This window comes from Holdemania sp. 1001302B_160321_E10, from assembly GCF_015552275.1.
In the GTDB taxonomy this organism is placed as follows: domain Bacteria; phylum Bacillota_I; class Bacilli_A; order Erysipelotrichales; family Erysipelotrichaceae; genus Holdemania.
This window is the reverse complement of sequence record NZ_JADNEM010000021.1, coordinates 41,295-67,993: the sequence shown is the minus strand read 5'-3', so window position 1 is coordinate 67,993 and position 26,699 is coordinate 41,295. Positions and strand designations below refer to the sequence as shown.

Annotated in this window: 24 protein-coding genes and 1 other annotated feature; of the genes, 9 read left to right on the top strand and 15 right to left on the bottom strand. The window is 53.7% G+C overall.

Going from position 1 to position 26,699, the window contains the following annotated elements; all coding sequences use genetic code 11:
- Positions 1-213: 213 nt before the first annotated feature.
- The 9 genes from I2D94_RS12905 to leuS all read right to left on the bottom strand — a co-directional run bounded on the left by I2D94_RS12905 (position 214) and on the right by leuS (position 12,336).
- Complete coding sequence (locus I2D94_RS12905) at positions 214-939, bottom strand: SigB/SigF/SigG family RNA polymerase sigma factor (RefSeq protein ID WP_006060610.1); 726 nt, start codon at positions 937-939, stop codon at positions 214-216.
- On the bottom strand, positions 932-1,360 hold the full coding sequence (spoIIAB, locus tag I2D94_RS12900) for an anti-sigma F factor (protein ID WP_195397185.1): 429 nt from the start codon (positions 1,358-1,360) through the stop codon (positions 932-934). The genes I2D94_RS12905 and spoIIAB overlap by 8 nt, the downstream gene beginning before the upstream one ends.
- The gene (locus I2D94_RS12895; RefSeq protein WP_039865096.1) at positions 1,357-1,686 is read right to left on the bottom strand and encodes an STAS domain-containing protein; all 330 of its coding nucleotides are present in this window, start codon (positions 1,684-1,686) and stop codon (positions 1,357-1,359) included. Before I2D94_RS12895 ends, spoIIAB begins: the two co-directional genes overlap by 4 nt.
- Positions 1,687-1,902: 216 nt before the next feature.
- Positions 1,903-3,054: a D-alanyl-D-alanine carboxypeptidase family protein gene (locus tag I2D94_RS12890; protein WP_006060607.1), complete on the bottom strand. Its 1,152-nt coding sequence runs from the start codon at positions 3,052-3,054 to the stop codon at positions 1,903-1,905.
- A 74-nt stretch (positions 3,055-3,128) separates the two neighbouring features.
- Positions 3,129-5,120, bottom strand: coding sequence for a S9 family peptidase (locus I2D94_RS12885; RefSeq protein WP_195397184.1), 1,992 nt, complete (start codon positions 5,118-5,120; stop codon positions 3,129-3,131).
- Positions 5,113-7,101: a S9 family peptidase gene (locus I2D94_RS12880; RefSeq protein ID WP_195397181.1), complete on the bottom strand. Its 1,989-nt coding sequence runs from the start codon at positions 7,099-7,101 to the stop codon at positions 5,113-5,115. Before I2D94_RS12880 ends, I2D94_RS12885 begins: the two co-directional genes overlap by 8 nt.
- Before the next feature lie 4 nt (positions 7,102-7,105).
- Positions 7,106-9,103, bottom strand: coding sequence for a S9 family peptidase (locus I2D94_RS12875; protein WP_195397180.1), 1,998 nt, complete (start codon positions 9,101-9,103; stop codon positions 7,106-7,108).
- A gap of 255 nt (positions 9,104-9,358) precedes the next feature.
- On the bottom strand, positions 9,359-9,832 hold the full coding sequence (locus I2D94_RS12870; RefSeq protein WP_195397178.1) for a dihydrofolate reductase: 474 nt from the start codon (positions 9,830-9,832) through the stop codon (positions 9,359-9,361).
- Between the two features lie 101 nt (positions 9,833-9,933).
- Complete coding sequence (leuS, locus tag I2D94_RS12865; RefSeq protein WP_195397176.1) at positions 9,934-12,336, bottom strand: leucine--tRNA ligase; 2,403 nt, start codon at positions 12,334-12,336, stop codon at positions 9,934-9,936.
- A gap of 40 nt (positions 12,337-12,376) precedes the next feature.
- Positions 12,377-12,586: a binding site (T-box leader), on the bottom strand.
- Positions 12,587-12,887: 301 nt separating this feature from the next.
- On the opposite strand from leuS, the gene I2D94_RS12860 reads away from it, so the two are divergent.
- The 6 genes from I2D94_RS12860 (at position 12,888) to I2D94_RS12835 (ending at position 18,168) form a co-directional block, all read left to right on the top strand.
- Positions 12,888-13,541 (top strand): hemolysin III family protein, encoded by a 654-nt coding sequence (locus I2D94_RS12860; RefSeq protein WP_072684531.1) that lies wholly within the window; start codon positions 12,888-12,890, stop codon positions 13,539-13,541.
- Between the two features lie 49 nt (positions 13,542-13,590).
- Positions 13,591-14,427: a DegV family protein gene (locus tag I2D94_RS12855; RefSeq protein WP_195397172.1), complete on the top strand. Its 837-nt coding sequence runs from the start codon at positions 13,591-13,593 to the stop codon at positions 14,425-14,427.
- Between the two features lie 363 nt (positions 14,428-14,790).
- Positions 14,791-15,969, top strand: coding sequence for a hypothetical protein (locus tag I2D94_RS12850; protein ID WP_195397171.1), 1,179 nt, complete (start codon positions 14,791-14,793; stop codon positions 15,967-15,969).
- Between the two features lie 189 nt (positions 15,970-16,158).
- Entirely contained in the window at positions 16,159-16,638 is a 480-nt protein-coding gene (locus tag I2D94_RS12845; protein WP_072684535.1) for a DUF2975 domain-containing protein, read from the top strand.
- A 4-nt stretch (positions 16,639-16,642) separates the two neighbouring features.
- Positions 16,643-16,858 (top strand): helix-turn-helix transcriptional regulator, encoded by a 216-nt coding sequence (locus I2D94_RS12840; RefSeq protein ID WP_006060594.1) that lies wholly within the window; start codon positions 16,643-16,645, stop codon positions 16,856-16,858.
- Positions 16,855-18,168, top strand: a complete 1,314-nt coding sequence (locus tag I2D94_RS12835) for a DUF4153 domain-containing protein (RefSeq protein ID WP_195397170.1) — start codon at positions 16,855-16,857, stop codon at positions 18,166-18,168. Before I2D94_RS12840 ends, I2D94_RS12835 begins: the two co-directional genes overlap by 4 nt.
- A gap of 219 nt (positions 18,169-18,387) precedes the next feature.
- On the opposite strand, the gene I2D94_RS12830 is transcribed toward I2D94_RS12835, so the two are convergent.
- Positions 18,388-19,758 carry an amidohydrolase gene (locus I2D94_RS12830; RefSeq protein WP_195397169.1) on the bottom strand — a complete coding sequence of 457 codons (1,371 nt, stop codon included), beginning with the start codon at positions 19,756-19,758 and terminating at the stop codon, positions 18,388-18,390.
- A gap of 130 nt (positions 19,759-19,888) precedes the next feature.
- Between I2D94_RS12830 and I2D94_RS12825 the strand changes: the two genes are divergently transcribed.
- From I2D94_RS12825 to I2D94_RS12815, 3 genes are read left to right on the top strand one after another with little or no spacing between them, the layout of a single operon-like run.
- A complete protein-coding gene (locus tag I2D94_RS12825) occupies positions 19,889-20,665 on the top strand; it encodes a creatininase family protein (RefSeq protein ID WP_195397168.1) in 777 nt (258 codons plus the stop codon).
- Positions 20,652-21,602 (top strand): TIGR01212 family radical SAM protein, encoded by a 951-nt coding sequence (locus I2D94_RS12820; RefSeq protein WP_195397167.1) that lies wholly within the window; start codon positions 20,652-20,654, stop codon positions 21,600-21,602. Before I2D94_RS12825 ends, I2D94_RS12820 begins: the two co-directional genes overlap by 14 nt.
- The gene (locus I2D94_RS12815) at positions 21,595-22,125 is read left to right on the top strand and encodes a class I SAM-dependent methyltransferase (protein WP_195397166.1); all 531 of its coding nucleotides are present in this window, start codon (positions 21,595-21,597) and stop codon (positions 22,123-22,125) included. Before I2D94_RS12820 ends, I2D94_RS12815 begins: the two co-directional genes overlap by 8 nt.
- A gap of 82 nt (positions 22,126-22,207) precedes the next feature.
- Here I2D94_RS12815 and I2D94_RS12810 read toward each other — a convergent pair whose 3' ends face one another.
- The 5 genes from I2D94_RS12810 to I2D94_RS12790 form a co-directional block, all read right to left on the bottom strand.
- Entirely contained in the window at positions 22,208-22,726 is a 519-nt protein-coding gene (locus I2D94_RS12810) for an NUDIX domain-containing protein (protein ID WP_195397165.1), read from the bottom strand.
- Positions 22,727-23,081: 355 nt separating this feature from the next.
- The gene (locus I2D94_RS12805) at positions 23,082-23,798 is read right to left on the bottom strand and encodes a gamma-glutamyl-gamma-aminobutyrate hydrolase family protein (RefSeq protein ID WP_195397163.1); all 717 of its coding nucleotides are present in this window, start codon (positions 23,796-23,798) and stop codon (positions 23,082-23,084) included.
- 268 nt (positions 23,799-24,066) lie between these two features.
- A complete protein-coding gene (locus tag I2D94_RS12800; protein ID WP_195397161.1) occupies positions 24,067-24,600 on the bottom strand; it encodes a YqaA family protein in 534 nt (177 codons plus the stop codon).
- Positions 24,601-24,608: 8 nt separating this feature from the next.
- Complete coding sequence (locus I2D94_RS12795) at positions 24,609-25,376, bottom strand: HAD-IIA family hydrolase (protein WP_229056878.1); 768 nt, start codon at positions 25,374-25,376, stop codon at positions 24,609-24,611.
- 80 nt (positions 25,377-25,456) lie between these two features.
- Entirely contained in the window at positions 25,457-26,641 is a 1,185-nt protein-coding gene (locus I2D94_RS12790) for an MFS transporter (RefSeq protein WP_195397157.1), read from the bottom strand.
- Positions 26,642-26,699: the final 58 nt, after the last annotated feature.

Here is a 26,699-nt window from a genome sequence, read left to right as displayed (position 1 = left end):
TTGAACACAAAGTCATTCGTACAGCGCAGCTTGTAGTTGGATGGAGCCTGAGGCTTGGAACGTTGCTTTTTCACTTTTATTAAAGTCATAGGTTTTATCCCTCCCTTATACCTATTGCGCTTTTTTGCGAAAAGCCCCGCTATTTCTTCATTTTTCATCATTTCATCACAATTAAGTCCGCAGTTTCTCCAATAAAAAAGGAGCGTCTGCTCCTCATGCGTCCTCTGTCAGTTTACATTTCAGCTTGTTCAGAATTTTCTTTTCCAGCCGCGACACCTGAACTTGCGAGATTCCCATTTTTTTAGCGATCGCTTCCTGATTATATTCCAATTCATAGCGCAGGTAAATCAGATACTGTTCGCGCTGTTCCAGATGCCCGATCTCCTTTTTCAGCGCCAGCTTCATCGGCACATCCTCGCCATGCCGGTCTTCGACCTTATCTTCCAGTTTGATCGTGGAACCGTCTTTTTGATAAAACGCCTCGTCCATCGAAGCCAGAAACTGATTCGCTTCCATCGCTAACATGACGTCGTTTTCCTCCACGCCTAAATCCTCGCCGATTTCCCGATACGTTGGTTCCCGCTGCAGCTTCTGCGCCAGCCGTTCGCGGCTTTTCTGAACCTGCAGATAACGTTCTTTCAGCGAACGGGAAATTTTCATCTGGCCTTCGTCGCGAAAATAGCGCTTGATCTCGCCGAGTATGATCGGTACGGCATAGGTTGAGAACATCACGTTGTAGCTGGTGTCAAAGTTGTTGATCGCCTTCATCAAGCCCAGACATCCGATTTGAAACAAGTCCTGGGCCGAGGAGTGCGTCTTGAAGCGGTTGACGATCGACCAGACCAGTCCGACGTTGCGCAGCACACACTGTTCTCTGGCCTGTTCGTCGCCCTGCTGGGCCTGATGCAGAAGGTCGAAGAATTCCTGCTGATCATTCATGAAATTGGAGCTGCTTGACAAGCCGGACGGTTGTGCCTTCGCCAGGATGAGAACAGATCTCAAATTCGTCGGAGAAGCTCTCCATAATCGTCATCCCCATCCCGGATCGTTCCAGATCCGCCCGCGTTGTGTATAATGGCTGGCGGGCCAGCGTAATGTCTTCGATCCCGACGCCTGAATCCTGGACTTCAATCGTAACCCGATGGGTTTCATCATACGATACGCTGACCTGGACCTGACCTTCCTCCCGACCCTGATAACCATGAATCATACAGTTGACGACCGCTTCGGCCAGGATGGTTTTGATCTCCATGATCTCATCCACGGTCGGATTGAGCGGCATCAGAAAAGCCACGGCGCTGGTGCGGGCAAACGCCTCATTTTCCAGCTTGGCGTCAAAGCTCAATGTCATCCGGTTCATACATGTACCTCTTTTCTATCGTTCTCCTTTTCCACCCGCATGATCTGAAAGATCCCCGACAAAGCGAACAGCCTGCGGATAGCGGGTGAGATGTTCTTTAAGATCAGCTCGCCCCGATAACTCTGAACCTGATTGTAGCGGGCTAATAAAAAACCAATACCGGTGCTGTCGATAAAGGTCACGTCCTTGAAATCAAATTTCACCACGGGCGCCTGGACCCGATCTATTTCACGGATTACGTCGGCCTTGATCTTGAGAATCGACAAATTGTCCAGATCCCCGCAGAAGGCGAAGATCAAAGCATCGTCCTGTTGAATGCACTTCATACTGCATCCTCCTTTCCTCTTCATTGTAATGGAAGCCCTTTTTGTTGTGGAAATATCCGCTAAAACAAGTGTTTTTGCGACATTCTTTTCATAGTGTGCCGGGGTACAGGTAAACGTTTTCCAACGTAAAAAAGCCGCTGAGAAAGCAGCGGCTTCATCGGGATAGTTCATCATTTTTGCGCGTTTATCCCGGACTACGGGTCGTGTCGCGAATTGTCAGAACAACAGTTTTTTCCAGGTTTTCAAAAGAATATCAATGAAATCCAGCGGCATGATCGCCTCTTCCGCCACCAGATCCTGACCGATCTGCGTCCCATCCTCAAAATGCAGGATTACCCGGCCGACGGTTTCGCCAGCCTGAATCGGTGCTTTTTTCTTGTCCAGCACAATTTCGGTATTGATCAAGGCAGACTGAGCGCCTTTGGCGACGATGTGGCCGATCGCCTCTTTGGTGACCAGACGGACCTCGTCCGGCTTGCCGTTATCGACCTTGATCGTTGTTACCGGCGTGCCTTTTTCCATTTCGATCTGATAGCCGTAGGTGCTGAATCCATAATCCAAAAGCGCGGAAGCTTCGCTGTTGCGGACATCGCGCGTCGGCTCGCCCATCGCGACGCCGATCAGACGCAGACCGTCGCGTTTGGCCGTCACCGTGATACAGTACATCGACTGAGTCGTGTAGCCGGTCTTCAGGCCGTCCATCCCCTGATAGGTGCGAATCAGCTTGTTCGTGTTGACCAGCCAGAATTTGTTTTCCGTATCGGCCCGGATATAGTCGTCATACGTCGAGGTAAAGCGCAGGATATCGTCCTGACCTTCCTGAATCAGCGCCCGGCCGATCGCCGCCATATCCTTGGCGCAGGAGTAATGGTTATCGTCGTGCAGGCCGGTGGCGTTGACGAAATGGGTTTGTTCCAAGCCCAGCTGTTCCGCTTTTTCGTTCATCATCGCGGCAAAGTTCTCCTCGCTGCCGCCGACCTTTTCCGCCAGCGCGACGATCGCGTCGTTGGCGCTGGCGACCGTCGAAGCCTTATACAGATCTTCCACCGTCATAACCTCGCCGGTTTCCAGGAAAATCTGCGAACCGCCCATCGAGGAAGCGTGCGCGGAAGCCGTCACTTCGGTATCCCAGCTCAGCTTGCCGTTATGGATCGCCTCCACCACCAGAAGCAAGCTCATCATTTTGGTCATCGACGCCGGATACAGCTTCGCGGACGAATTTTTTTCATACAAGATCTGTCCAGTTTCATAGTCAATCAAGATCGCCGCTTTTGCCGACGGCGTTAAATCGACGCCCTGCGAGGTCGTCGCGTGGACGGAAACGAGAAATAAAGACAGCGCAATTACGATACTGGCAAGTTTTTTCATATCGACACCTCATTAACAGTGTATGGAGAAGCGCCCAAAATATGAAAAAAGGCAGCTTGTTTTCTGCCTGATTTCTATGATTTGTTTTCTGTTGCCGGCTTGCACCAGCGATCCATCCATGCGGTAATCTCCTGAAGCCGGCGCACGCGGTGGGACGGCTTGCCGATCCGGCTCAGGCCGTGGCTTTCTCCCTTAAACAGGCACATCCGGGCTTCAACGCCGTGATGCACCAGCGCGTTGTACATCTGCATGCCCTCCTGAAGCAAACAGCGGTAGTCTTCAAACGAATGGATGAACAGCGTCGGCGTTTTGGCCTTATCCGCAAACTGCAGCGGCGACTGATCCCAGACCTTCTGCACGTCGCTCCACGGGTCGGCCCCCATCTGATCATTGTCAAAGGTAAAACCGATGTCAGCATAACAGATTAAGGAAACCCAGTTGGCGATGCTGCGCTGGCTGGCCGCGGCCGCAAAGCGGTCGGTATGGCCGATCATCCAGTTGGTCATGTAGCCGCCGTAGCTGCCGCCGGTCACGCCGATTCGTTCAGCGTCAATCGCCGGATACGCCGCCAGAACGGCGTCGGTAAAGTTCATCAGATCGTCGTAATCGATCGTTCCATACAGCCCACGCAGCTCGGCAAACGCATTGCCCTTGCCGTTGGAGCCGCGGGGATTGCAGAACATCACGAAATATCCCTCGCTGGCCCAGAACTGCATCTCATGGAAAAATACCGGGCCATAGGCAGCCTTCGGTCCGCCGTGAATATTGAGGATTGCCGGATATTTTTGATTGGGATCATAGTCCTTCGGTCTCAGCACCCAGCCGTCAACCTGAAACTCGCCCGCCGGAATACTCAGCGGCTGCGGTTCTGCGACGTAACAATCCTTCAGCACCGCTTCGTTGAAAGCGGTCAGCGGATGCAGCTCATTTGTTTTCCGATCGAAACAAACCAGCTCTGGCAGCTTCTGCCCCAGCATCGCGATCAGCCACAGCTTTTCGTCAGTCACGGCCAGCGCCTGAATGGAGCCGTCCAGCTGCATGATTGTGCGCCAGGTAGCATCCGCTTTCAGACAGCGGACTTCATCGAAGGCTCCAAGCGTATGCACCATGAACAGTCCGTCCGGGCCCATCTGCGCCTGTTTTCCCGAACCGTATTGACAATCACTGCCCAACGCGCTGCCCAAGCTTTCTTCATTTTCCGCCAACAGTTCCCGTTTTCCGGTTTGGGCGTCAAGCGTGTAGAAGAACGGATTTTCAACCGCTCCATAGCGTTGCTGATCGCTCATCGCCGCCAGAATCTGCGTCTCGGACAGCCATTGAATCTCGGCAATGCTGAACTGTCCCGGCTCCAGCAGGCAATGAGATTCCAGCGTGTCCAGATCCAACCGATACAGCCCTTCCTTCGGCTGTCGGACTTTAACAAATGGCGCGCCGGAAATCACTAAATGGCCATGATCCGGGCTGACAACCGCGCGGGAAACGTGAAACTGCGGCTCACACAGCGGTTTTAATTCATTCTGTGCTTCGTTATAAAGAAACAGCCGGCTGCGCAGACCGTTGGTATAACCGGCGCCGTCCTGATAGTACGGCTGTTCGCTGACGATCTGATAGTCTGCCTCCGCCCTGCGCCGCTGATGCACGGCTTCGCGCTCCGTTTCGCTCATTTTCCAATAATCCGCCGCCGTCAGATCAATCTGGGCAATCAAAACATAAAGTCCCTGTATGATTGGGACGATCTGCCGGACTTTCAGAGGCAGCGTGAAGGCTTTGACCGCCTCCCCGCCGTCGGTACGGATCCGATAAAACGTCGTGGATTCGGCTTCCGGCTGCGGCTTTTCACCGCGGTTAGAAATAAACAGAAGCGTCTTTTCATCGTCACAGACAAACAGGCTCTCATTGCCGGAGGTCAACTGTTTCGGCTGGTCATGATCGAGCACAAACAGCTGGCCGATATACGCATCATTTTCAATCTGCGTCCGCACCCAGGCCGGCTGACCGGCCGGCGACAGCGCCAGCGCAGAAAGAAACTGCATACGCTGAAAATGATCGATCGTAATTTTATTCATGTGCGGTCTCCTTTAAATAATGATCGAACCAATCGGTCATCTCGCGCAGCCGGCGCACGCGGTGATGGCGTTTGCCGATCCGGCTCAGGCCGTGGCTTTCACCTTTAAACAGGCACATCCTCGCCTCCACCCCATGATGGACGATCGCGTTGTACATCTGCATGCCCTCCTGAATCGGACAGCTGTAATCTTCAAAGGAATGGATAAAGACCGTCGGCGTTTTCACTTTGTCCGCAAACTGCAGCGGCGACTGATCCCAGATTTTGACCATACCCTTCCACGGATCGGCATCCATCTGATCGGTATCGAAAGTGAATCCGCAGTCGTCCGTGCCGATCATCGACACCCAGTTGGCGATGCTGCGCTGGCTGGCCGCCGCCCTGAAGCGGTCGGTATGGCCGATGATCCAGTTGGTCATGTAGCCGCCGTAGCTGCCGCCGGTCACGCCCAAGCGGCGCGGATCAATCTGCGGCACACGGTCTAACACGGCGTCGGTAAAGGCCATCAGATCTTCATAGTCGATCTGCCCATAGCGCCCGCGCAGATCGGCAAACCGGTCACCCTTACCATCAGACCCAGTGGGATTGCAGAAAAAGACGATATAGCCCTGTGCCGCCCAAAACTGCATTTCATGGAAGAACACCTCGCCATACGCCGTTTTCGGTCCGCCATGAATATCCAGAATCGCGGGGTAGGTGCGTTTTTCATCAAAGTCCGCCGGCTTCAGAATCCAGCCGTCCACCTCATAACTGCCGCGGCTAACCATGAAATGCTCCGGCTTGGCAATCTCGGTTTCCGCCAACAGTTCGTCATGAAAATGCGTGAGCTGCCGGGTCGTTTTCATTTCCGGATCCCAGCTGTAAAGCTCCTGCAGCTTCTGATCCTGTAAGCCGATCAGCCACAGCTGACCCTTGACCGTTTCAATCGCCTGAATTGCTCCCGGCCAGCTTAGTACCGCTTCGCTGCCGTGTTCATCAATCCGTAAAACCTCGTCCGCATAACGGTCCGTGTGCACGGCCAGCACGCTCTCGTCGGAAAACAGTACCTGCCGGCCGGAACCATAAATGACGTCCGTCATGACCGCGCTGGAGCCGATGTGGTTTTCCGTATCCAGCAGACAGCGGATTTCACCTGTCTCAATATCCAGCTGATAGAGCTTCGGGTTTTCCGTCGTTCCAAACGTTTTATTTTCGGACGCAAAGAAAACCGCTTGTCCCTGACGCCAGCCGATCTGGCGAATCCGCATCCGCCCCTGCTCGATCAGGCATCGGCGTTGATTCGCGGCCAGATCCAGGCAGACTAAGCCATCCTGTTCCCCACGCACAACCTCAAATTTTTTCACGCTCATTAAAACCCGGCCGTCCACAACAGCGAACTGGCTGACGGATTCGAGCGGTTCACTCAGAGCTTCTATTTTCCCATTGTCTAGATCAACGCGAAACAGGCGGCTGCGGGTGCCCTCGATAAAGCCGCTGCCATCCAGCACAAACGGCGATTCGGTGACAACCTGGTAGTCTTCCTCCGCCTTACGCCGGTCCATAACGTCCTGACGTTCTTTTTCCGTCAATAACGCAAAATCTGGGCAGTCCTTGCGCACCTCCGCCGTCACTAACAGCTCCTGTTCATTCAGCTTCTCCATCTGTTCAATCGCCAGCGGCAGACTGATCAGCGGACGGGCTTCCCCACCCCGGATATCAATCCGGTACAGATCGGTCTGTTCGCCATACGGCGAGCTGTCCTTCTGCCCCATCCGGCGCCAGGCGGAAAACAGAATCGTCTGATCATCCTCCCAAACATAATCCAAGACGCCTTCGCTGGTTAACCGTGCGGTGTGACGGCCATCGCAGAGATACAGACTTTTCGCATAGCCCTCATCGCGGCACTGACATTCAAGAAAGGCAGCGCGGCATCCATCAGGAGCTGCTTTCAGGTTCGATAAGAAATGCGCCTGATCAAAAAAATCAATCGTTACTTTATTCATAGGATTATTTCTCCTCCTGCTTACAGAAGCGGTTCATCCAGTCGGTAATTTCCTGCAGCCGGCGGATCCGGTGCAGCGGCTTGCCGCCGCGGCTGAGACCATGGCTTTCGCCTTTGAACAGGCACATCCGGGCTTCCACTCCATGATGGACAATCGCGTTGTACATCTGCATGCCCTCCTGAATCGGACAGCGGTAGTCTTCAAACGAATGGATAAACAGCGTCGGGGTAACGCACAGATCCGCGGCCTTCAACGGCGACTGGTCCCAGATCTTATTCACGTCGCTCCACGGCGTGGCATCCATCTGATCATTGCCGAAGGAGAAGCCGATGTCGGACACCATGTTTTCCGAGACCCAGTTGGAAATCGAACGCTGCGAAGCTGCGCACGCAAACCGGTTCGTATGACCGATGATCCAGTTGGTCATGTAGCCGCCGTAGCTTCCGCCGGTCACGCCTAAACGTTTCGGATCGATCTGCGGATAGGCTTTCAGCACGGCATCGGTAAACTGCATAAAATCGTCGAAATCGATCGTTCCGAATTTTCCGCGCAGATCGGCGAACGCGTCACCGCGGCCGTCAGAGCCATGGACGTTGCAGAAGAAGACAAAGTAGCCCTCGTTTGCCCACAGCTGCATTTCATGATAGAACACCGGTCCATAGGAACCGCGCGGCCCGCCGTGAATATCCAGAATCGCCGGATATTTTTTCGAGGGATCATAGTCCTTCGGTTCCAGCACCCAGCCCCAAAGCGGATCCGGCGTCTGCGCATAGTCCAGCTGCTTCGGCATCGCTACATAACATTCAGCCAGCGCCGCGTCGTTAAAATGCGAGCGCTGCACGCATTCCCCCGTCTTTAAGTTTGCTTCGTAAATTTCCTGCAGCTTCATGTCTTTCATCGCGATCAAATAGGCCGTATCTCCCTGCAGATCAAAACCGAAGATCGCTCCGTCAAACGGCAGCGCCTCCGTCCGATACCCCTGACTGTCAAAGCGATACAGCGGCGTATGATCGGCGTCGGTCATCACGGCATAGAAATCTGTGCCCGCAATCTTCTTCATCGCGCTGCCGCCAAAGGCGCAGTCAGTGCCGACAGCGTTGCCAAACGTCGCATCGTTATCATTGAACAGCGTCTGAGCCTTCGTCTGCGGATCAACCAGAAACAGCTTCGGTGTTTCACCGGCACCGTATTTTTCGCCATCGCTCATCGCGGTCAAAATCTTCTCACCATACCAATGGGCAAAGCTGATCTTCATCAAGCCCGGTTCGATCAGGCAGTCGGTCGTTTTCGTCACAAGATCCAGCCGGTACAGCCCGTCCTTGACTTCTTTGACTGTCGTGAAATCTGCGCCCCAGAAAACAACCTGATTGGTTTTCGCTTCCAGCTCCAGTCCGGAAACCGCAAACGTCGGCGCTGTTAAAAAGTCTACAGATCCCTGCTTCGGATCCCAGACTGCCAGGCGGCTGCGCAGTCCGTTAGTAAACCCGGCACCATCAAAATAATATGGCGCTTCGCTCACGATCTGATAATCCTGTTCTTCTTTTTTCTTCTTTAACAACGCCTGCTTTTCCTGTTCCGGCAGTTCAGCCATGCGGGAATAGTCAAGATGATAGCGGATCGTCAGAAACAGCCGTCCGTCCTTCATCCGTTTAAAACCGGTGACCGTATAAGGAATCGTCATCACCTTCCGCGCTTCGCCCTGATGGATATTCAGCCGATAAAAAACCGTGCGCTCCTCGCCCGCAGCCAGCGCTTCTTTATCCTTCGGATCCCGCAGCGAAGCAAACAACAGCGTTTCTTCATCTTCCCAGATAAAATTGGATTCGTTAAACGAAGTCAGCTGCCGGACCTGCCCGTCCTCCAGCAGCCACAGATGGTTGTCATACCCGTTGTCGCCGTTGGCCTGCGTCACCACAAAGGCCGCGGTGTTGGGTTTCGGTCCGGCTTGAAGATTGGAACAAAAGCGATATTCCGTGAATTGATCTAAGCGGATTTTTTTCATGTTTTTACCCCCAAAATATGGTATTAGTATAGCATGTTTGAGTTCGGTTTTCCGCTAGTTTTCACTTTTTCTTCATTCTCTTTCAAATTCTTTCATTTTGTTACATTTAATTAGTCAAGATTCATTTATTCTCTTTCTCCTGATCGGCAGCATGAAAACTAAATCTTATTCAGTGCATTTTAAAAGGCCCTTACGGATAAGAAACCATGAAAGAACATCTTGCCCTTTGTACGCAAAAACCTTACCTCTTATTTTTTATGGCTTCATTCTATCCCATTCTTCCAGCACAAAACCGTCTTCCCGGGTTTGCTTGCGGCAATCCCATTCCTGCGGATCCCACGTTGGAAAGAACGTATCACAGTCATAGCGGCCAGCCATCCGGCTTAACCGCAAATGAGCGGCATAGGGCAGCCACAAAGCGTAGATTTCCCCACCCCCGCCGATCACCAGCTCGTCATATTCCGGGTGTGCCTCCATCCAGGCCAGCGCTTCTTTAACCGAACGAACGATGGGAAAATCCGGATCCTCCATTACTCGGCTTTGGATGATCAGCTGCCGTCCCACAAGCTTGCGGCGCAGCGGCTCGGCCGTCTTCCGGCCCATCAGCAGCGGTTTTCCCATCGTATACGCCTGAAACTGCCGCAGATCCGCCGGGCAATGCCACGGCATTCGGCCAGCTTTACCCAAGCCGCCAGCTTCATCCAGTGCGGCGATCATCGTGATTTCCATGCCGATCCTCCCTTTTCTTGAATGCCTGTTCCACTCTGTACGCATTAGCATGCCTCATAAAGAAAGCCAGGTTCATTGACGGGCCTGGCTTTGTTATTCCATTAATTTGCGACGATATTGACGACCTTGCCCTTGATCACGATGATCTTGCGGATCGTCTTCCCTTCGATAAACGGCTGAACGTTCTCGACCGCTAACGCCTTTTCTTTCAGCTCGTCTTCCCCGGCGTCCACCGACGTCATGAACTTGCCGCGCAGCTTGCCATTGACCTGAACGACGACCTCCGTTTCATTTTTCACCAACTTCGCTTCGTCATAGGTCGGCCAGCTTTCATAAGCGATCGTTTCCGCGCCGGTTAAGTGCTGGTACATTTCCTCACCGATGTGCGGCACAAACGGGCTCAGCAGCTTGATGAAGCCTAAAAGCATTTCGCGGTTGATCTTGTCGGCGCGGTAGCATTCGTTGATAAAAATCATCATCTGCGAAATTGCCGTATTGAAGTTCAGCGTTTCAATGTCCTCCGTGACCTTCTTCACGGTAAAGTGGTAGGCGTAGTCCAGCTGCGGCGTCGGTTCGTCCGTGATTTTCTCCGGCTGTTCCATGACTAATCGCCAGACGCGTTCCAGCCATTTGCGCGAAGCGTCGACACCCTTTTCACTCCATGGCTTGCTGGCCTCTAACGGTCCCATAAACATTTCGTACAGCCGCAGCGTATCCGCGCCGTACTTCTCGACGATGACATTCGGATCGACGACATATTCCGGGAATCGTTTACCCATTTTAATCCCGTTGGATCCGAGAATCATGCCTTGATGGACAAGCTTGTGGAACGGCTCCTTGACCGGGACGACGCCCTTATCATACAGGAAATTGTTCCACATCCGGCTGTAAAGCAGATGCCCGACCGCATGCTCCGGTCCGCCGATATACAGATCGACCGGCATCCAGTGTTTTAACAGCTCGGGATCAGCCAGTTCCTTCTCATTGTGCGGATCAATATAACGCAGGAAATACCAGCTGCTGCCGGCGCTGCCCGGCATCGTGCTCGTTTCGCGGCGGCCATTGACGCCGTTTACTTCCACATTCACCCAATCCGGGGCTTTCTCCAGCGGCGAAGCGCCGGTCTTTGACGGGCTGTAATCGTTAAGATCCGGCAGTAACAACGGCAGCTGATCATCGCTTAACGCGACGGTATCGCCATTATCCAAATGGACGATCGGAATCGGCTCGCCCCAGTAACGCTGGCGGGCGAAAATCCATTCACGCAGCCGGTAATTGACTTTTTTCTGACCGCAGTGATGCTCGCCCAGCCACTGGATCATTGCGTCAATCGCGTCCTGCTTGTTCATGCCGTTTAAGAATTCCGAGTTGATATGCACGCCGTCCTGAGTCCAGGCTTCCTCGGCGACGTTGCCGCCTTCCAGGACTGGAATGATTTCCAAACCAAACTTCTTGGCGAAGGCATAGTCGCGGTCGTCGTGAGCCGGTACCGCCATGATCGCACCGGTGCCGTAGGTAGCCAGAACGTAATCGGAAATCCAGATTGGGATCTGCTTGCCGTTGACCGGATTGATCGCGTACGCACCGGTGAAGACGCCGGTCTTCTCCTTGTTTAATTCCGTACGTTCCAGATCCGATTTTGTCGCACACTGCCGCTTGTACTCCTCGACCGCCGCTTTCTGCGACGGCGTCGTGATCTGATCAACCAGCGCATGCTCCGGCGCTAAAACGCAGTAGGTCGCGCCGAACAGCGTGTCGCAGCGGGTTGTGAAAACCGTGAATTGCTCCGCATGCCCCGCAACCTGGAAATCCACCAGCGCGCCGATTGATTTGCCGATCCAGTTGCGCTGCATTTCCTTTGTGGATTCCGGCCAGTCCACCTCGTCCAGCCCTTCCAAAAGCCGCTCGGCATACTGCACGATGTCGATGACCCACTGGCGCATGTTCTTGCGCACAACCGGATAACCGCCGCGTTCGCTCTTGCCGTCGATGACCTCGTCGTTGGCCAGAACCGTGCCCAATTCCTCACACCAGTTAACCGGCATCTCAACGCATTTTGCCAGGCCGCTTTCAAACAGCTGCTTGAAAATCCACTGCGTCCATTTGTAAAACGAAGGATCGCACGTCGATACCTCGCGGTCCCAGTCGTAGCTGAAGCCCAGCATTTTCAGCTGACGCTTAAACGTTTCGATATTTTTCAGTGTGAAGCCGTTGGGATTGTTGCCGGTCTGGATCGCATACTGCTCCGCCGGCAGACCGAAGCTGTCAAAGCCCATCGGATGAAGCACGTTGTAGCCCTGCATGCGCTTCATGCGGCTGACGATGTCGGTCGCCGTGTAGCCCTCCGGATGGCCGGCATGCAGACCGACCCCGGATGGGTACGGGAACATATCCAACGCGTAAAACTTCGGCTTGGAAAAGTCCCAGGCATCGGTTGCGAACGTCTTGTTCTCCTCCCATACCTTCTGCCATTTTGTCTCAATACTCTTGTGATCGTAGCTCATAAAATTCATCCTTTCTCAAACAAATAAAAAACGCCCTTCATCTAAGGACGTCAGCGCGCGGTACCACCTTAGTTCACAGAAAGATCCCTTCTGTGCCCCTCTTTTTCCTTTAACGCAGGAAGTCACGGAATCCTTTTTTTCAGATTCAGCTCCAAGGTCAGTTCGTTCAGGTCTGCCGCCGGTTTGCACCTGCCACCGGCTCTCTGATCGGTCAGACGGTAGAATTACTATTCCTTTTCATCGCTTATTCAAGAATAACAAAATCCCCGTTTTAAGTCAATCAAATCTTGCCTGAAAAACAAGGGTTTTCATCGTTGTTTCTTTTTTATGAAACGTTTTCCTGAACCCTCTTTTTTCTGCCTGTGATCCCGCTAAAAAAATGCCGGAAAGGCTTTTCAATTCTTGTCAAAACGGCTACAATAAGAAAATGAATAAGGGAATAAGCATACGCTTAGACAAAAACCAAGATTTGTAGTTGAAGTTCCTCGCCAATATGATATGATATTTACATGATCTAGTTTTGATAACTAGATTAAAAAGGAGCTGATAGTATGTTTCGTTGGTTTAAGAATGTTCAGGATCCGATCAGCAGCTACACCCATTTTCTCGGCGCCTGCTTCGGCGTGATCGCCACGTTGGTGTTTATCGCCGCCGGAGTTGCGAACCAACGTCCGCTTAAAACGATTCTGGCCTGCTGCGTGTTCAGCGCTTCGATGATCGCGTTGTACAGCGCATCCAGCTATTATCACACACTGAGCTGGGATCATCCGCATCACACGTTGTTCCGCAAGCTGGACCATTCGATGATCTATGTGCTGATCGCCGGCACGTACACCCCGCTGTGTCTGACCTATCTGCCGGGGCGGGAGGGAATTACGTTTGCGGTTGTGATCTGGACGATCGCACTGGCCGGCATCATCGCGAAGATCTGCTGGCTGAGTGCGCCGCGGATTCTGTATACGCTGCTGTATCTGGCGATGGGCTGGGCCGTACTGTTTGACTGGAGCGGTTTCTCGCAGATGCCTTCCGGCTGCCTGATGCTGATCGCGCTGGGCGGAATCGCGTACACGATCGGCGCCGTGATCTATATGATCAAAAAGCCGGATCTGTCGAAGCAATGGGGATTTCACGAACTGTTCCATCTGTTCATTCTGCTGGGATCGTTCTTTCACTTCATCGCAGTGCTGAGCTACATTCTGCTTTAGCGCATCCCGTTCCCTAATCCATTTAAAAGTAAAGAAAGAGAGTTCAACTATGATTCGATTAATTTCTGATTCCTCCACGCTTTATTCCATTGAAGAAGGCAAGGCGCTGCCCTGCGACATCACGCCGCTGTGTGTTACGATCAACGGCAAGACTTACCGCGAATTTGAAGAAATCGACGCCGAGACGTTTCTGGGCTTGATCAAAGCCGGCTACATTCCTTCCTCGTCGCAGCCTTCGATGGGCGAGCTGATCGAGCTGTTTGAAAAATATCCGGATGATGAAATTCTCGTCATTTCCATGGCGGACGGCTTGTCAGGAACGTATCAGACGGCGGAAGCGGCGCGGCAGCACACGGAGCATCCGGAACGGATTCACGTAGTCAATTCCCAAACGCTGTGCGGACCGCATCGGTATCTGGTGGACCTGGCGGCGCGGCTGATTCGCGACGGGCGGCAGATCGAAGATATTCTGGAAACACTTCAGAATAAAATTGCGACGAGCCTGTCGTTCTTACTGCCGCAGGATTTCAGCTATCTCAAGCGCGGCGGCCGGTGCACGCCGATGGCGGCGGCAATGGGCGGCCTGTTGAAATTACAGCCGATCATGATTCAGGCCGAAGAAGGCCGGCGGCTGGAAAAGTTCGGCGTCGGCCGCAGCTTTGACGTCGCGGTCAAATCGGTCTTAGGCAAGCTGGAGGAACACGTCCGCAACGCCCGCGTTCAGATCAGCGTATCCCATGCGTTCAGTAAGGAACAGGCTGAAAAGGTTCTGGCCAGAGTTAAGGAGCGGTTTCCGGAAGCTGAATGCGTTCTCTACGATCTGTCCTGCGCGTTTATTACTCAGGGCGGACCGCGGTGTATTGCGATCCAGTCAATCGAATTGTAATCGGAACTGATTTTATCAACGGACGGCGCGCAGAAAATGCGCCGTTTTTTACTTTATTTTCGAATTCTTTGCCCCTGCCCGATCCTGCTTGTTTGCCAGCTTGATCAAAGTGGTTATGATCTGTGCATGTTGAGAAAACTGTGCGCGAATTCTTTTCACCGGACAGTTTAAAGTCAGCTCAGTTGATTCCCTTGCATATTTAATGAGGAAAAATCCCACTTACATTTCAATCTGCCTGTCGCCCAGACCCGTCAAGACATAGCCTGCTCTCTTTTGAATTCTTTCAAATCGTCGAAAACAGGACAAAAGATTGCGCTTTCAAACCAGTCGTTTTATAATTAATTTTGAAATGAGGGATATCACGTGAAAATTGGTTACAATCAAGTCTGCATCAATCCTACCTTCAGCTGTCTGCCGGTCGGATTTCTGACGCAGGCCGAGCCGCTGAATAAAATTCGCGGTGATTTATATGCCCGCTGTCTGCGGATGGTAGACGATGGTCGGGAAGTGATCTTGATCACATTTGATTCGCTGGGAATTTCGCAGGACGTTCAGGAGCGGATGGAGGAATCGCTGCGCCAGGCCGTCGGCGAAGACGCGCTGATCATTTTCAGCTGTTCCCATACGCATTATGCCCCTTCTTTATGCAACGCGCTGGGTTTTATTGAAGAAAATACCCCTTATCTTGAGAGTCTGGATATCAAGCTGCTCAATCTGGTCAGAAACTGCCGGATGAGCGAAGACGCGCAGCTGACGGTTTCCTATCAGGTGCGCAATTTCACCGGTGTCGGCCGCTGCCGGCTGTCCCAAGGCAGCGATCAATTTGTTCTGGCCGGAGTTCTGAGCTTTTTCAAAGAGGGTCTACGGATTGGCAATTTCTTGATCTATAACTGCCACCCGACGATCTCCGCCGAGGATGCCGATTACCTGTCCTCCGATTATCCGGGCGCGGCGCTGGATATTCTGAAGCAGCGTTACCCGAAGGAATTCTTCCTGTTCTTACAGGGACCGTGCGGCGACGTTTCGACACGGTTCACCCGTCAGGCCAAGAATTACGACGAAGTCATCCGGCTGGCCAATGAAATCGTGTCGGCTTGGGAAAAGATGATGAAGCTGACCCCGCGGATGCAGCCGCTGAAGCTGGATTGGAACGATCAGACGCTGCCGATTCACAAAGGCTTGAAAACGTTTGACATCAATCAGATGGATACGGCAAGCTTGAGCGAGAAAGAAATCCGCGAGCTGCATACGGGAGCGAAAATGGTCGAACAATACCGCGGCATGTTGGCGATGCTGCCCAATGAAGTACGATTCACGCGCGTCAGCCTGGGACCGTTCCGGCTGATCTTTAATCCGTTTGAGCTGTTCTCCGGTTATATGCAGAATCTGGATCCGAAAAAAGACGTGCTCGTCTGTTATTCGCAAGGCTATCTGGGCTATCTGAGCTGCCCGGACAATCAGGAAATCTCGTACGAAACGATGATCGAAATTTGTTCCAACGACGATAAAAAAGCAGTCGCCGAACTCATTCGCAGCTGTTAGAGAAAACAAAGAATCAACCCCATCCGGATCAGTTAAAAGGATCCGGATTTTTCTTTACGCCGGCCAGCAATCATCCTTCTGCGGCAATAAACAAATTGTTTTTCGATAATTATTTATTTTAATACGATAAATTTATATTGATTTTCAAGATTTTCTTGTTATAATCAAAGATGAAAAGAGGTTGATGTTATGAACAATAAAAAATTGGCGTTTCTGCTTAAACTGTTCGTCGTTATTCTGGCGGCGCTGGGACTTGTTTTATTCGGGCTTTGCATTCCGAGTCTGCTTCATGAGTTGATTTTATTCTACCGCCGGACGCTGAATGAAGAACTGCCGCTGCAGCTGTTGTCCGCAACGGCAGCCGTGATCCTGTATATCGCGCTGATCTTATTCTGGCGGATCTGCACGCGGATCGGCCGAAATCGTTCGTTCTGCCATGAAAATGCCGAAGGTCTGCGCTGGATCTGCAAGCTGGCGTTCTTTGACACCGCGCTGTGCTTGATCGGCTGTCTTTACGCGCTATTCCTCAACATCCTGCATCCGGTTTTGATGTTAAGCGGATTGGGAATCATGGCTTTGGGCGGGTTGATCGCCGTGGCCGCCTACACGCTCGCCTATCTGGTCACGATCGCCGAACAGATCCAGACGGAAAACGAATTGATGGTGTAAGCCTATGGAAATCAATGTAACGTTAGACGTCATGCTGGCAAAGCGCAAGATGAGCGTGACTGAATTATCCGAACGGATCGGCATCACAATGGCGAATGTGTCGATCTTGAAAAATGGCAAAGCGAAAGGCATCAAATTTGAGACGCTATGCAAGATCTGCGACGTGCTGGATTGTCAGCCAGGGGATCTGCTGGAATTCAGGCGGGAGGCAGGCAAATGAGCGAAAGCCGGCCGGTAAGCGGCTCGTCTGAAAAGACGGCCATGAGATTCTCCTGGTCAGCCGCGGCGATCCTCAGTTTCCCCATGGCATTTCTGTACGTCGGTTATGCGATGGGCTTTGAAGACTTCCGTCTGATGACCTACCGCAACTTGGCCGTAGTCATCTTCACGCTGCTCTATTTGTTCCTGGTCAGTCACGGCGCAAACCGGTTAGACCGGCCAGCCAGCCGCGAAAGCAGACTCTGGGCGGGATGCCTGCTGACGACTGCGCTCTCCTTATGCTTCTATCAGCCGACGAGCTTCTTCGCCCTGTTGCAGATTCTGGCGCTGCATCTGGAAGCGGTGTACTGGACACTGTGCCGAACCCGCATCTTAATCCACAACCGGACCAGCGGCAGCTTTCCGTTTGAACTGGCCTGGGGTTTCTGTGTTCTGCCGCTGCGTCATTTTCTACTACGAATCAAGGTACTGAGCAGTGCGCTGCGCGATTATCTGGCCGATCGCAGCCGCGGCGCGCACAGTCCGGCATGGATCGGCTTCTCGCTGCTTTTAGCCGGCGGAATCGGAATGACGGCCTGGAGCTTGCTGAGCGGCGCCGATCCGTTCTTCGCCGAAGTCGCCAGTCAGCTCGGAGCCGGATTGTTCGGCTGGCTTTCGCCGCAGACGCTGCTAACCGTGATTCTCTCGCTGCCGGTCGGCGCCTGGCTCTTTGGTCTGGCAGGCGGCAGTTTGTACCAGGCCGAACCGGCCGTCCCGCTGTGGCAATGGCAGGCAGCGCTGGCCCGGATGCAGGTTTTGCCAGGCTTCACGACGGTGCTGGTGATCGGCGTGCTGTGCGGAATTTACAGCTTGTTCTTCGCGGTGGAGGCTTACGCCTATCTCACGCAGTTGATTGCCGGCGCCATCACCGTGACGCTGGCTTGTCAGTATGCCGTTCAGGGCTTCTGGCAGCTCTGCGGCATTGTGTTGTTAAATCTCAGCGTGCTGGCGGTTCTGCATACGCTCAGCGAAACTTCCCTGCTCGCTCCCGGCCGCCTGCGTTCGCTGGCCAAGCTGTTCAGCGTCGCCACGATCGCGTTTGTCCTGTTAGCCGGATTAAAGCTGGGGATGTACGCGCTTGTTTATGGCTGGACGCTGCGCCGGGTACTGGCGGTCTGGGCTTTGAGCGTGTTGGCGGTCGGCGCAGGTTTAGCCTGGGTACGCTTAAAACGGATCATCCCGGCCGCCCGCTGGGGCATTCTGTATGCGCTGATCAGCTTCACGCTGCTGGGCTGCTTCCCGTTAGAACACTGGACACAGCTTCTTCCTTAATTTGCATTAAATGAAAACAAAATCCAGATCATCCGGGAAATGAAAAAGAGTTCTCGTTTGAGAACTCCCGAAGAAACCGCACGCGCGGTTTCTTTTCGTTCATGCAAAATACCAGCCTGCCGCTTTCAGGATTCATTGCTTCTGATAGGGTGTAAGGCCGTCTTTCGTCCTGACGCTTCGACCGGCTTTCAAGGCTCTGACCGACGCCGGCATCTCGCTTTATTCCCCATTTTGAAAGTCCAGCGTTATCGTGCCGTCGGCATTCATCCGCACCGCTTCCTTATCCAGGAAACGCCGCCGGGCATCCTCCAGATAGGCCTTCTGCGACGGATACAGCGGCTTGAACTGAGCGACGATCTGGTTCGCCTTTTCGGCGTTGTTGCCTAACAGCTCATCGGCGATAAAGACCAGCGCCTTCGCCGGTTTGACATAGGCTTTATCTTCGTCGGCAATCTGGAAATCCTTGCCATGATAAGCCCCGACCGATCCGCTGGAGCCCGGCTGAATCGTCGGCAGCACCGCCGACAGATCGCCCATGTCCGTGCAGCCCGTTCCCCAATGGGTCTGAATCAAAATTTCATCTTCACTGACAATCCGTTTCATCGCCGTCAGCGCAACTTCGTTCATCGCTTCGTCGTCGTGCATCGGACAATACCCCGGCCGATCCTGCAGCGTGACCGTCGCGCCCATCGCCGCGACCGACGCCGCGATCGCGCGGTTGATCCGGCGGTTGGCCTGATCAATGGCTTCCAACGAAGCCCCGCGGACATAGCTTTCAATCTTAACTTCCTCCGGGATCGCGTTGACCGCCTGTCCGCCTTCGGTGATGATCGGATGAAAGCGGATATGTTCATCGTCACGGAACGTTTCGCGCAGAGCGTTGACCGCCTGCAGCGCCTGCATGGCGGCATACAGCGCGTTGATGCCCTTGTCCGGCGAACCGCCGGCATGCGAGGCCAGACCATGAACCGTGATGTTTTTCACGATACAGCCGTTGTTGCCCCGCGCCAGCTGATAAACATGCTTCATCCCCGGATCGTCGAAGGTATGGATCAGCACGCACAGATCAACGTCCTTAAAATAACCGCGACGCATGAACTCCACCTTGCCGCCGAAAAATTCAATCTTGCCTTCGGCGCGCAGCTGTTCGCGATAACCCACTTCGATCAGCTCCTCCGCCGGCACCGCCATCAGTCGGATGGAGCCGCACAGCCCGTCCAGCACGCCCGGCTGCTTCAGGGCCGCCGCTGCGCCGACCAACCCCGCTGCCTGCGCGTGATGGCCGCAGGCATGCACCGCCTTTGTTACCGGATCACAATCCGGATGCTCCGCGCAGATCAGAGAATCCAGCTCGCCCATCAGACACAGCTTCGGGCCGGGCCGGCCGGTGTCCAGATCAGTGTAAAAGCCAGGTATCCCCTCCGGTTTGACCAGCTCATAGCCCAGATCGGTAAAAATTTGTTCCAGATACGCGCTTGTCTTCCATTCCTTAAAGCCCGTTTCCGGGTGCTTCCAGATCACTTCCGCAGTTTTACAGATGAGCGGCGCTTGTTCGTCCACCGCCGCGTTTAAGATCGCGTCTCGATTCATCAGGTTTCTCCCCCATTCTTTTCTCTATTATACCGCTTCTTGCGCGCGCAAAGAAGCCGCAATCGTCAACCGAGTTGAAAAAAACAGCCGGATCGCTTACACTAATCAAGAGATAAGGAGAGATTCGCTTATGTTTAGTATTGAAACAAGCTGGCCTGACGTTCAGGCTTATTTTAAAACGAACGACAGCGTGATGATCATCACTGGCAGTCTGGAATGCCACGGCGTCCACAATCCGTTAGGCGTTGATACACTGGTTCCCGAGGCGCTGGCGCAGCGGATTGAAAAGCAGACGGAAATCCTTGTGCTGCCGGCGCTGCCGTTTGGCTCATGCGACTATCTGCGGGGATTTCCCGGCACCGTCAGTCTCAGCACGGAAACGCTGCGGCGTGTCCTGCAGGAGATCGTCGACAGTATGCGGACTCACGGCGCGCGGCGGTTTCTGTTTCTGAACGGCCACGGCGGTAACCTGCCGGCGCTGGAACAGGTCGCTTTGAAATTGAACAGCCAGGGCGATCTTGGAATCATCGCCAACTGGTGGCAGATGGCCAAAGAAATCGATCCGGCCTGGGGCGGCGGCCATGGCGGCGGGGAAGAAACGGCGGCGATGCTTGCGATCTGTCCGCAAGCCGTCCATCGCGAGCGCTGCCGTGAATCCACGCTGAAGCCGCTCAGTGAGAACATCACGACAACCGGCTTTAAAACCGTTCAGTTCAAGGGGGTAACGCTGACGATGCCCCAACCCATCGCCGCGATCTGCGACAACGGCTGGACCGGGCCTGATCAGCCGGCTACGGCTTCCGCTTCGTGGGGCGAAGCGATGCTCGAGGCGATCAGCCAGCTTCTGATCCAGCTGATTGACGAATTGAAACACATCCCGTTAGGAGAAGCCCATGAAGTCCGTTAATCCGTTCCCGTTTTCCGATGATAACAAACGTTATCATACCTGGAATTATTATCTGCGCCATCGTTTTGGCAAAAAAATCGCCAAAGTTCCGTTGGACGGTGGGTTCACCTGCCCCAATCGCGACGGCACCCGCGGCTATGGCGGCTGTACGTTCTGCACCAGCTCAGGCAGCGGGGAATTTGCCGGAGACCGGGCTGAACCACTATTAGAACAGTATATCAAAGGCCAGGCCGTCATGCGCCATAAATGGCCGGACGCCGACTTTATTCCCTATTTTCAAGCCTATACCAACACCTATGGTCCGCTCTCTAAAATTCAGGCCTGTGTGAAACCCTTTTTAGACCGCCCGGAAGTCGCGGCGATTGCGATCGCGACCCGCGCCGACTGCCTGGAACCGGAAAAGATCGCCTGGCTGGCATCCTGCTGCGCAAGCAAGGAAATCTGGCTGGAGCTGGGCGTGCAGAGCGTTCACGACGCCACCGCGCAGACGATCAACCGCGGTCACAGTTATGCCGAGGTGGTCGAAACCGTTCAGCGCCTGGCGTTGACCCCGTTAAAAATCTGTGTTCATCTGATCGACGGTCTGCCGGGTGAAGATGAAGAAATGATGCTGGAAACCGTGCGGCAGATCAACCTGCTGCCCATCCATGCCGTCAAGCTTCACATGCTTCATTTAATGCGGGATACGCAGCTGGCCCGCAGCTATGCCGAACAGCCCTTCCCGCTGTTGTCGCGCGAGGAATACGTCAGTCTTGTCGTGCGCCAGCTGGAATTGTTAAGACCGGAAATCATCATTCAGCGGCTGACTGGGGACGGCGCCTCGGATGCGCTGATCGCACCGCAGTGGACTCAAAAGAAGACGATTGTCCTCAACGAGATCGACAAGCTTATGGCCCGGGAGAAGACATGGCAGGGCAAGCGGGCAGCGCATGGCTGAGAATATCAATACGGTCAATCACCGCTGGATCCGGGAAACATTCGAGCATGTCAACCTGGCCGTCGACGCCACCTGCGGCGGAGGCAACGACACCGTTTTCCTCGCCGGTCTGGCCGACAATGTGCTGGCGCTGGACATCCAGCTCGAAGCGGTGAGGAAAACGCAGAAAAAAACCGCCGGCTTCGCCAACGTGACGGTCATTCAGGCCGATCATGCCGAACTGGCGCGTTGGCTGACGCAGCCGGCCCAGATCATTGTCTTTAACCTGGGGTATCTCCCCTATTCTTCCAGCCCGCTGATCACGACGCCTAAAACAACCCTGCCGGCACTGGACGCCGCCATATCGCATCTGACGCCGGATGGCTTGTTGGCGCTGGCCTGTTACCGCGGCCATGCGGGCGGCATGGAAGAATGGCAGGCCGTCGTCGGCTGGATCGAGCAACTAGGCTCAGCCTGGAGCGTGCGGTCCTATACCGACGGCCGGCCGGCAGCGCCGATTCTGTACTACCTGCGCCGGAGCTGACCGTCAGAAAAAGCATGAAATAAGAAACGCAAACAGATAAACTGATCTTTCAAAAAGAATCCCCATCTGAGGATTCTTTTTCTTAAGGGATCTGACGACGGCGCACCGCTTCCTGCCAGGCGCAGAAATCCCGCCGGGCGATCAACAGTCCGATGCCCTGATTGTTTGCCGGATTCAGCCGCCGTTCCACTTCTTCCGGACACAGCCACACCGGCTCCGCCATCATCTGCCGTTCCCTGACCGTCAACGCGCGGGGATGCAATCCCGCTTCACAATGCGCGACGAAGAACGTGCTGTGATTACGCCGCTGCAGCCGATGATATTCGTCTTCTATCCAGCCCAGTTCGATCCAATCCGTCAGCACCGCGCCCAATTCCTCCCGCGCTTCCCGGACGGCGGCCTGACTCGCACTCTCCCCATTCTCAATCCCGCCGCCGCAGCTTTCCAGATGATCGCGCAGGCCGAATTCATCTTGTCCCAACACATGAATCATCCCGATCCGCCCCTGCGGATTGATCACAAATACGCGTGCGGTTTTCCGCAGCGTGAGAATCGGCTGATCGGGATCTACGGTATCTTCAAAAATACCTAAGCATGCCATAAGCTTTCCTCCTTCTCCCATCTAAGACAAATGAAAATGTTCATCCAAACAACCTTGTTTTTCTCGATGAAATCTGAGAACCTCAGCGCCGGACATAACAGACTTGCGATTCAAAAAACCAGAAGAAATCAAAAAAAGAACATCCGAAGATGTCCTCTTATCAGAATTGATTCTATCTCTTGGGGGGGATCTATTATTGTTTGAATGGGTGGGGGAAAAACAATAACAGATGAATCAATCCAGGTCCTATGACCTGATAGAATATTACTGAATTTATGGTTTCTTGTCAATACAAATTCTAAAAAAAGGCTTAACTAAACGGTTTTTGTAGACACTTTACGGAATTTGTCTAATTTTATTTCCGGCATTGGCGAACAAATGTTTCAAAGATTGCACGGTGGCCTGGATCCGCCGTTAAGCGTTCCGGATGCCACTGCACGGCCAGAATTTTGTCCTTTTCTATCGCTTCCGCCAGTCCGTCCTCGCTCCAGGAAGAAACGACGAAGCCGTCGGCAACCCTGTCGATATTCTGATGGTGGAAGCTGTTGACCGCATGCCGCGGACCGAACAGTTCATACAGCAGCGTCCCCTCCACAAAGGTATTGTCATGAAACGGCGCATCCATCGCCGGCTTCGGCTCGGCTTTGTGCTGTTGGTGTCCGGCAGGACGCATGGCCGGATACTGGGTGTTGAGATCCTGAATCAGCGTGCCGCCGAACACCACGTTGATGCTTTGGATGCCCCTGCAGATGCCTAAGATTGGTTTTCCTTTCGCCGCGAAGCGCCGGATCAGCTCAAGATCCAGCGTGTCCATGCGCGGATCGGTAAGCTCGACGGATGGATGAGCGCTCTGATGGAATAACGCCGGATCCAGGTCCTCGCCGCCGGTCACTAACAATCCGTCGAAACGTTCGGCAATCGCCTCATAATCCTCGTCGCTGCCGTAATTCACAAGCACCGGAATACCGCCGCCCAGCGCGACCGCGTCAAAGTATGTCTGATTATCAAAAATCCGGTTCTGTCCCTGGAAATCACCGATCCGGGCAGTCAGGGCAATCATGGGTTTCTTCATTCTCTTTCCTCATTTCTATGTTCCTGTTTCATTATAATCAAAGTTTTTAAGAAAATCACACATTTTAACACAATTTCGACATATTTCGCCTATACTTCTCTGGTATATTATATTCAGCAAGAGCGAGAAGACCTCTTGCCTGTACGATAACCTCTTCTCCTACGAACTAACATAATATCCCCTTTAAAAAAATTATCGTACAGAAACATTCTATCCCCTTATAAACAAGGAAAAAGGCCCTTTGGAACGGAGGCCTTTTTTCTTGGCTTCATCCGTCGCTGCGCGCCCAGCGCAATAACAGCCATGCGACCATGACTAATGAAATCACCGTGCCCCAGCGCTCGATATCGACGACATAGCCCAGCGTCCGGATACACCAGCCGACAAGCACGCTCCGCAATAACCGTGCTGTGCCGTCGCTGAGCAGAAATGGAATCAGGGCCATCTGCGTCATGCCGGCCAGATAGGCCAGCAAAAAATCCGGAATCGGGGTGACGCCGCCGATAAACACCGCCAGCACGCCGTAGCGATCCATCAGCTGCCGGCCTGATGCGATCTCCTGCTCGCTGGCAAATTTGCGCAGCACGGCCTGCTGGGCCCGCCTTGCGATCTGATAGCCGATCCAGCCGCCGATTGCCGTGCCGAGGGCCCCTTCCATCGCGTACAGCAGCCAGCCGTCCGGATTTTTAAGAATCAGCGGAATCAGCACCACCTCCAGCGACGGCAGCGGCAGAAACGCCTTAAGACAGGCGTAGAGAACCAGCCCGCCTTGTCGAATTGCTTCCAGCGTGCCGATAGGCATCCTCCTCCTTAGTCCATGAGTTCCCTCAGGTCTTCAATTATATGATCCGGAGCGAAGGAATATGCCGCAGCCGCCTGCCGGTCATGCACGCCTGTCGTCACTAAAATCGTTTCAATTCCCGCCTGAACGCCGCACAGAATATCCGTTTCCATGTTATCACCGACGATCACCACCTCATCTTTGCCCAAGCCCAGATAGGCCAGTGCGCCTTCGATGATCGCGGCATGCGGTTTGCCTATCTTGACCGCCTCGCGCGAGCTGGCATATTCCATCAGCGCCACCGTCGATCCATTGCCGCAGTTGGCTCCCGCTTCGCTGAGCAAGATCCGATCGTTGTTGGTACCAACCAGAATTGCCCCGGCCAGCACCTGCCGCAGCGCCAGTGAATACTTCTCCCAGGTTCCTTCCTTATCCAGGCCGATAAACACCAGATCAGCCTGGTCGTTCACCAGCTCATAGCCATTGTTCTGCAGCGCTTCACGCAGCCCTTCATCCCCGACCATGTACGCCCGCTTCTTGTCGGGAAACCGCCGGATCATCGTATCGCTCGCCGCCATCGCCGAGGTGTAGAAATGCTTCGGCTCAATTCCCTGATAGCCGATCTTCAGCATGTGATCCGCAGCCTGGCGCGGCGTGCGTCCGGAATTATTCGTTAGAAACAAGAACGGCAGCTGTTCCTTCAAACAGTAATCAATAAAGACCTTCGCGCCCTCGATGATCGCCGTTCCGCGGTACATCGTGCCGTCCAGATCCAACAGGTAGCATTTTTTTGTCATCGTCTTTGGCTCCTTTTCTTTACCCTGCGATAGCGTAACACAAAGCCAAATCGCTTTCAAGTAAAAGAAAAGCCGGTCATTCACCGGCAAATCGAATTCTGGGATTTTTTTTGAAGTGGTCCGCGGGCTTTTTTAAACATCAAAATCAAAACGATCGCAGGCGCCGCAAATCCGGCGACGACAAGCAGCGCCGGATCGCATCCGATCGCCTCGGACAGCCAGCTGCAAAACACGGGCATGATCAATAACGACAAGCCCATATACACGCTCATCGCCGCCATCTGACCGCTGGATTTGAGCTTTTCCGAAATGATTTCGTCAATCATCAGCTTGGAGCTGATAATGATGATCGGAAACGTGACCATCTGGAAGACCGCCGCGGCGATCATCCACCACGGATTCTGAATCAGGCTGTAAACGACAAAGCGCACGCCGAACAGAACGGAAGCCCCCAGCATCAGGTTGGCTGGATCGTATTTCTTCATCAGCTTGTCCCCGACTAACAGAATCGGAATTTCCATCAGCGACTGCAGGCCCCACTTCGCTCCGACATGAAAGCTGGTTCCCCCGATCGCCATCACCTTGTCGACGACGATATACATGTCCGCCGTCCCCATCCCAAACAGGACGAGCAGAATCAGCACCAACAGGATATAGGCTTTATTTTTTACCAGTTCCTTTAAGTCCGCTACCTTGACGACCTTGCCGCTGGCACGCTGAGCATCCTGTTGCTTCCACGCGAAGTACAGCGTCGCGCAGCTGGTCAGAAACACAAGTACGGCGATGACCGGGAAATCCAGCCAGTTTAATAAAATCGCCGCAGCCCAGCTGCCGATCGCCCAGCCAAATGCACCCCAGGCATGGATCCGGCTGTATACCGGCTTGGTTTCATCGATCTGCAGCACCCACGTATCTTCTAATCCCTGCCACGTCCGGGCAATGCCGCCGGTCAGCGAGATCATCGCCAACAGGTACCAGAACTGCGGCCAGCGGAAGCCGAACAGCACGACGTCGCCGATGAAAAAAACGCCGAAGCTGATCAGGAAAAACCAGCGGCAGCCCTTGAATTTATCCGACAGATAGCCGAACAGAAATTGCGTGACGAGTGTCGAGATCGCCATCCCGGACAGGATAATCCCCTTCTGCGTGCCTTCAAAGCCCATCGAGACCAGATAGGGAATCGTCTGGGTCGTGCCGATTGCGCCGGCCGCATACGAAAACAGAAACAGCCCGTTAAAACGGACGGCAGTTGATTTTTTCTTCATAGTCCACCTCGTGCTTAGTGTTCCCAGGCTGAGCGTCCGTCATTCATCACCGGTCTGT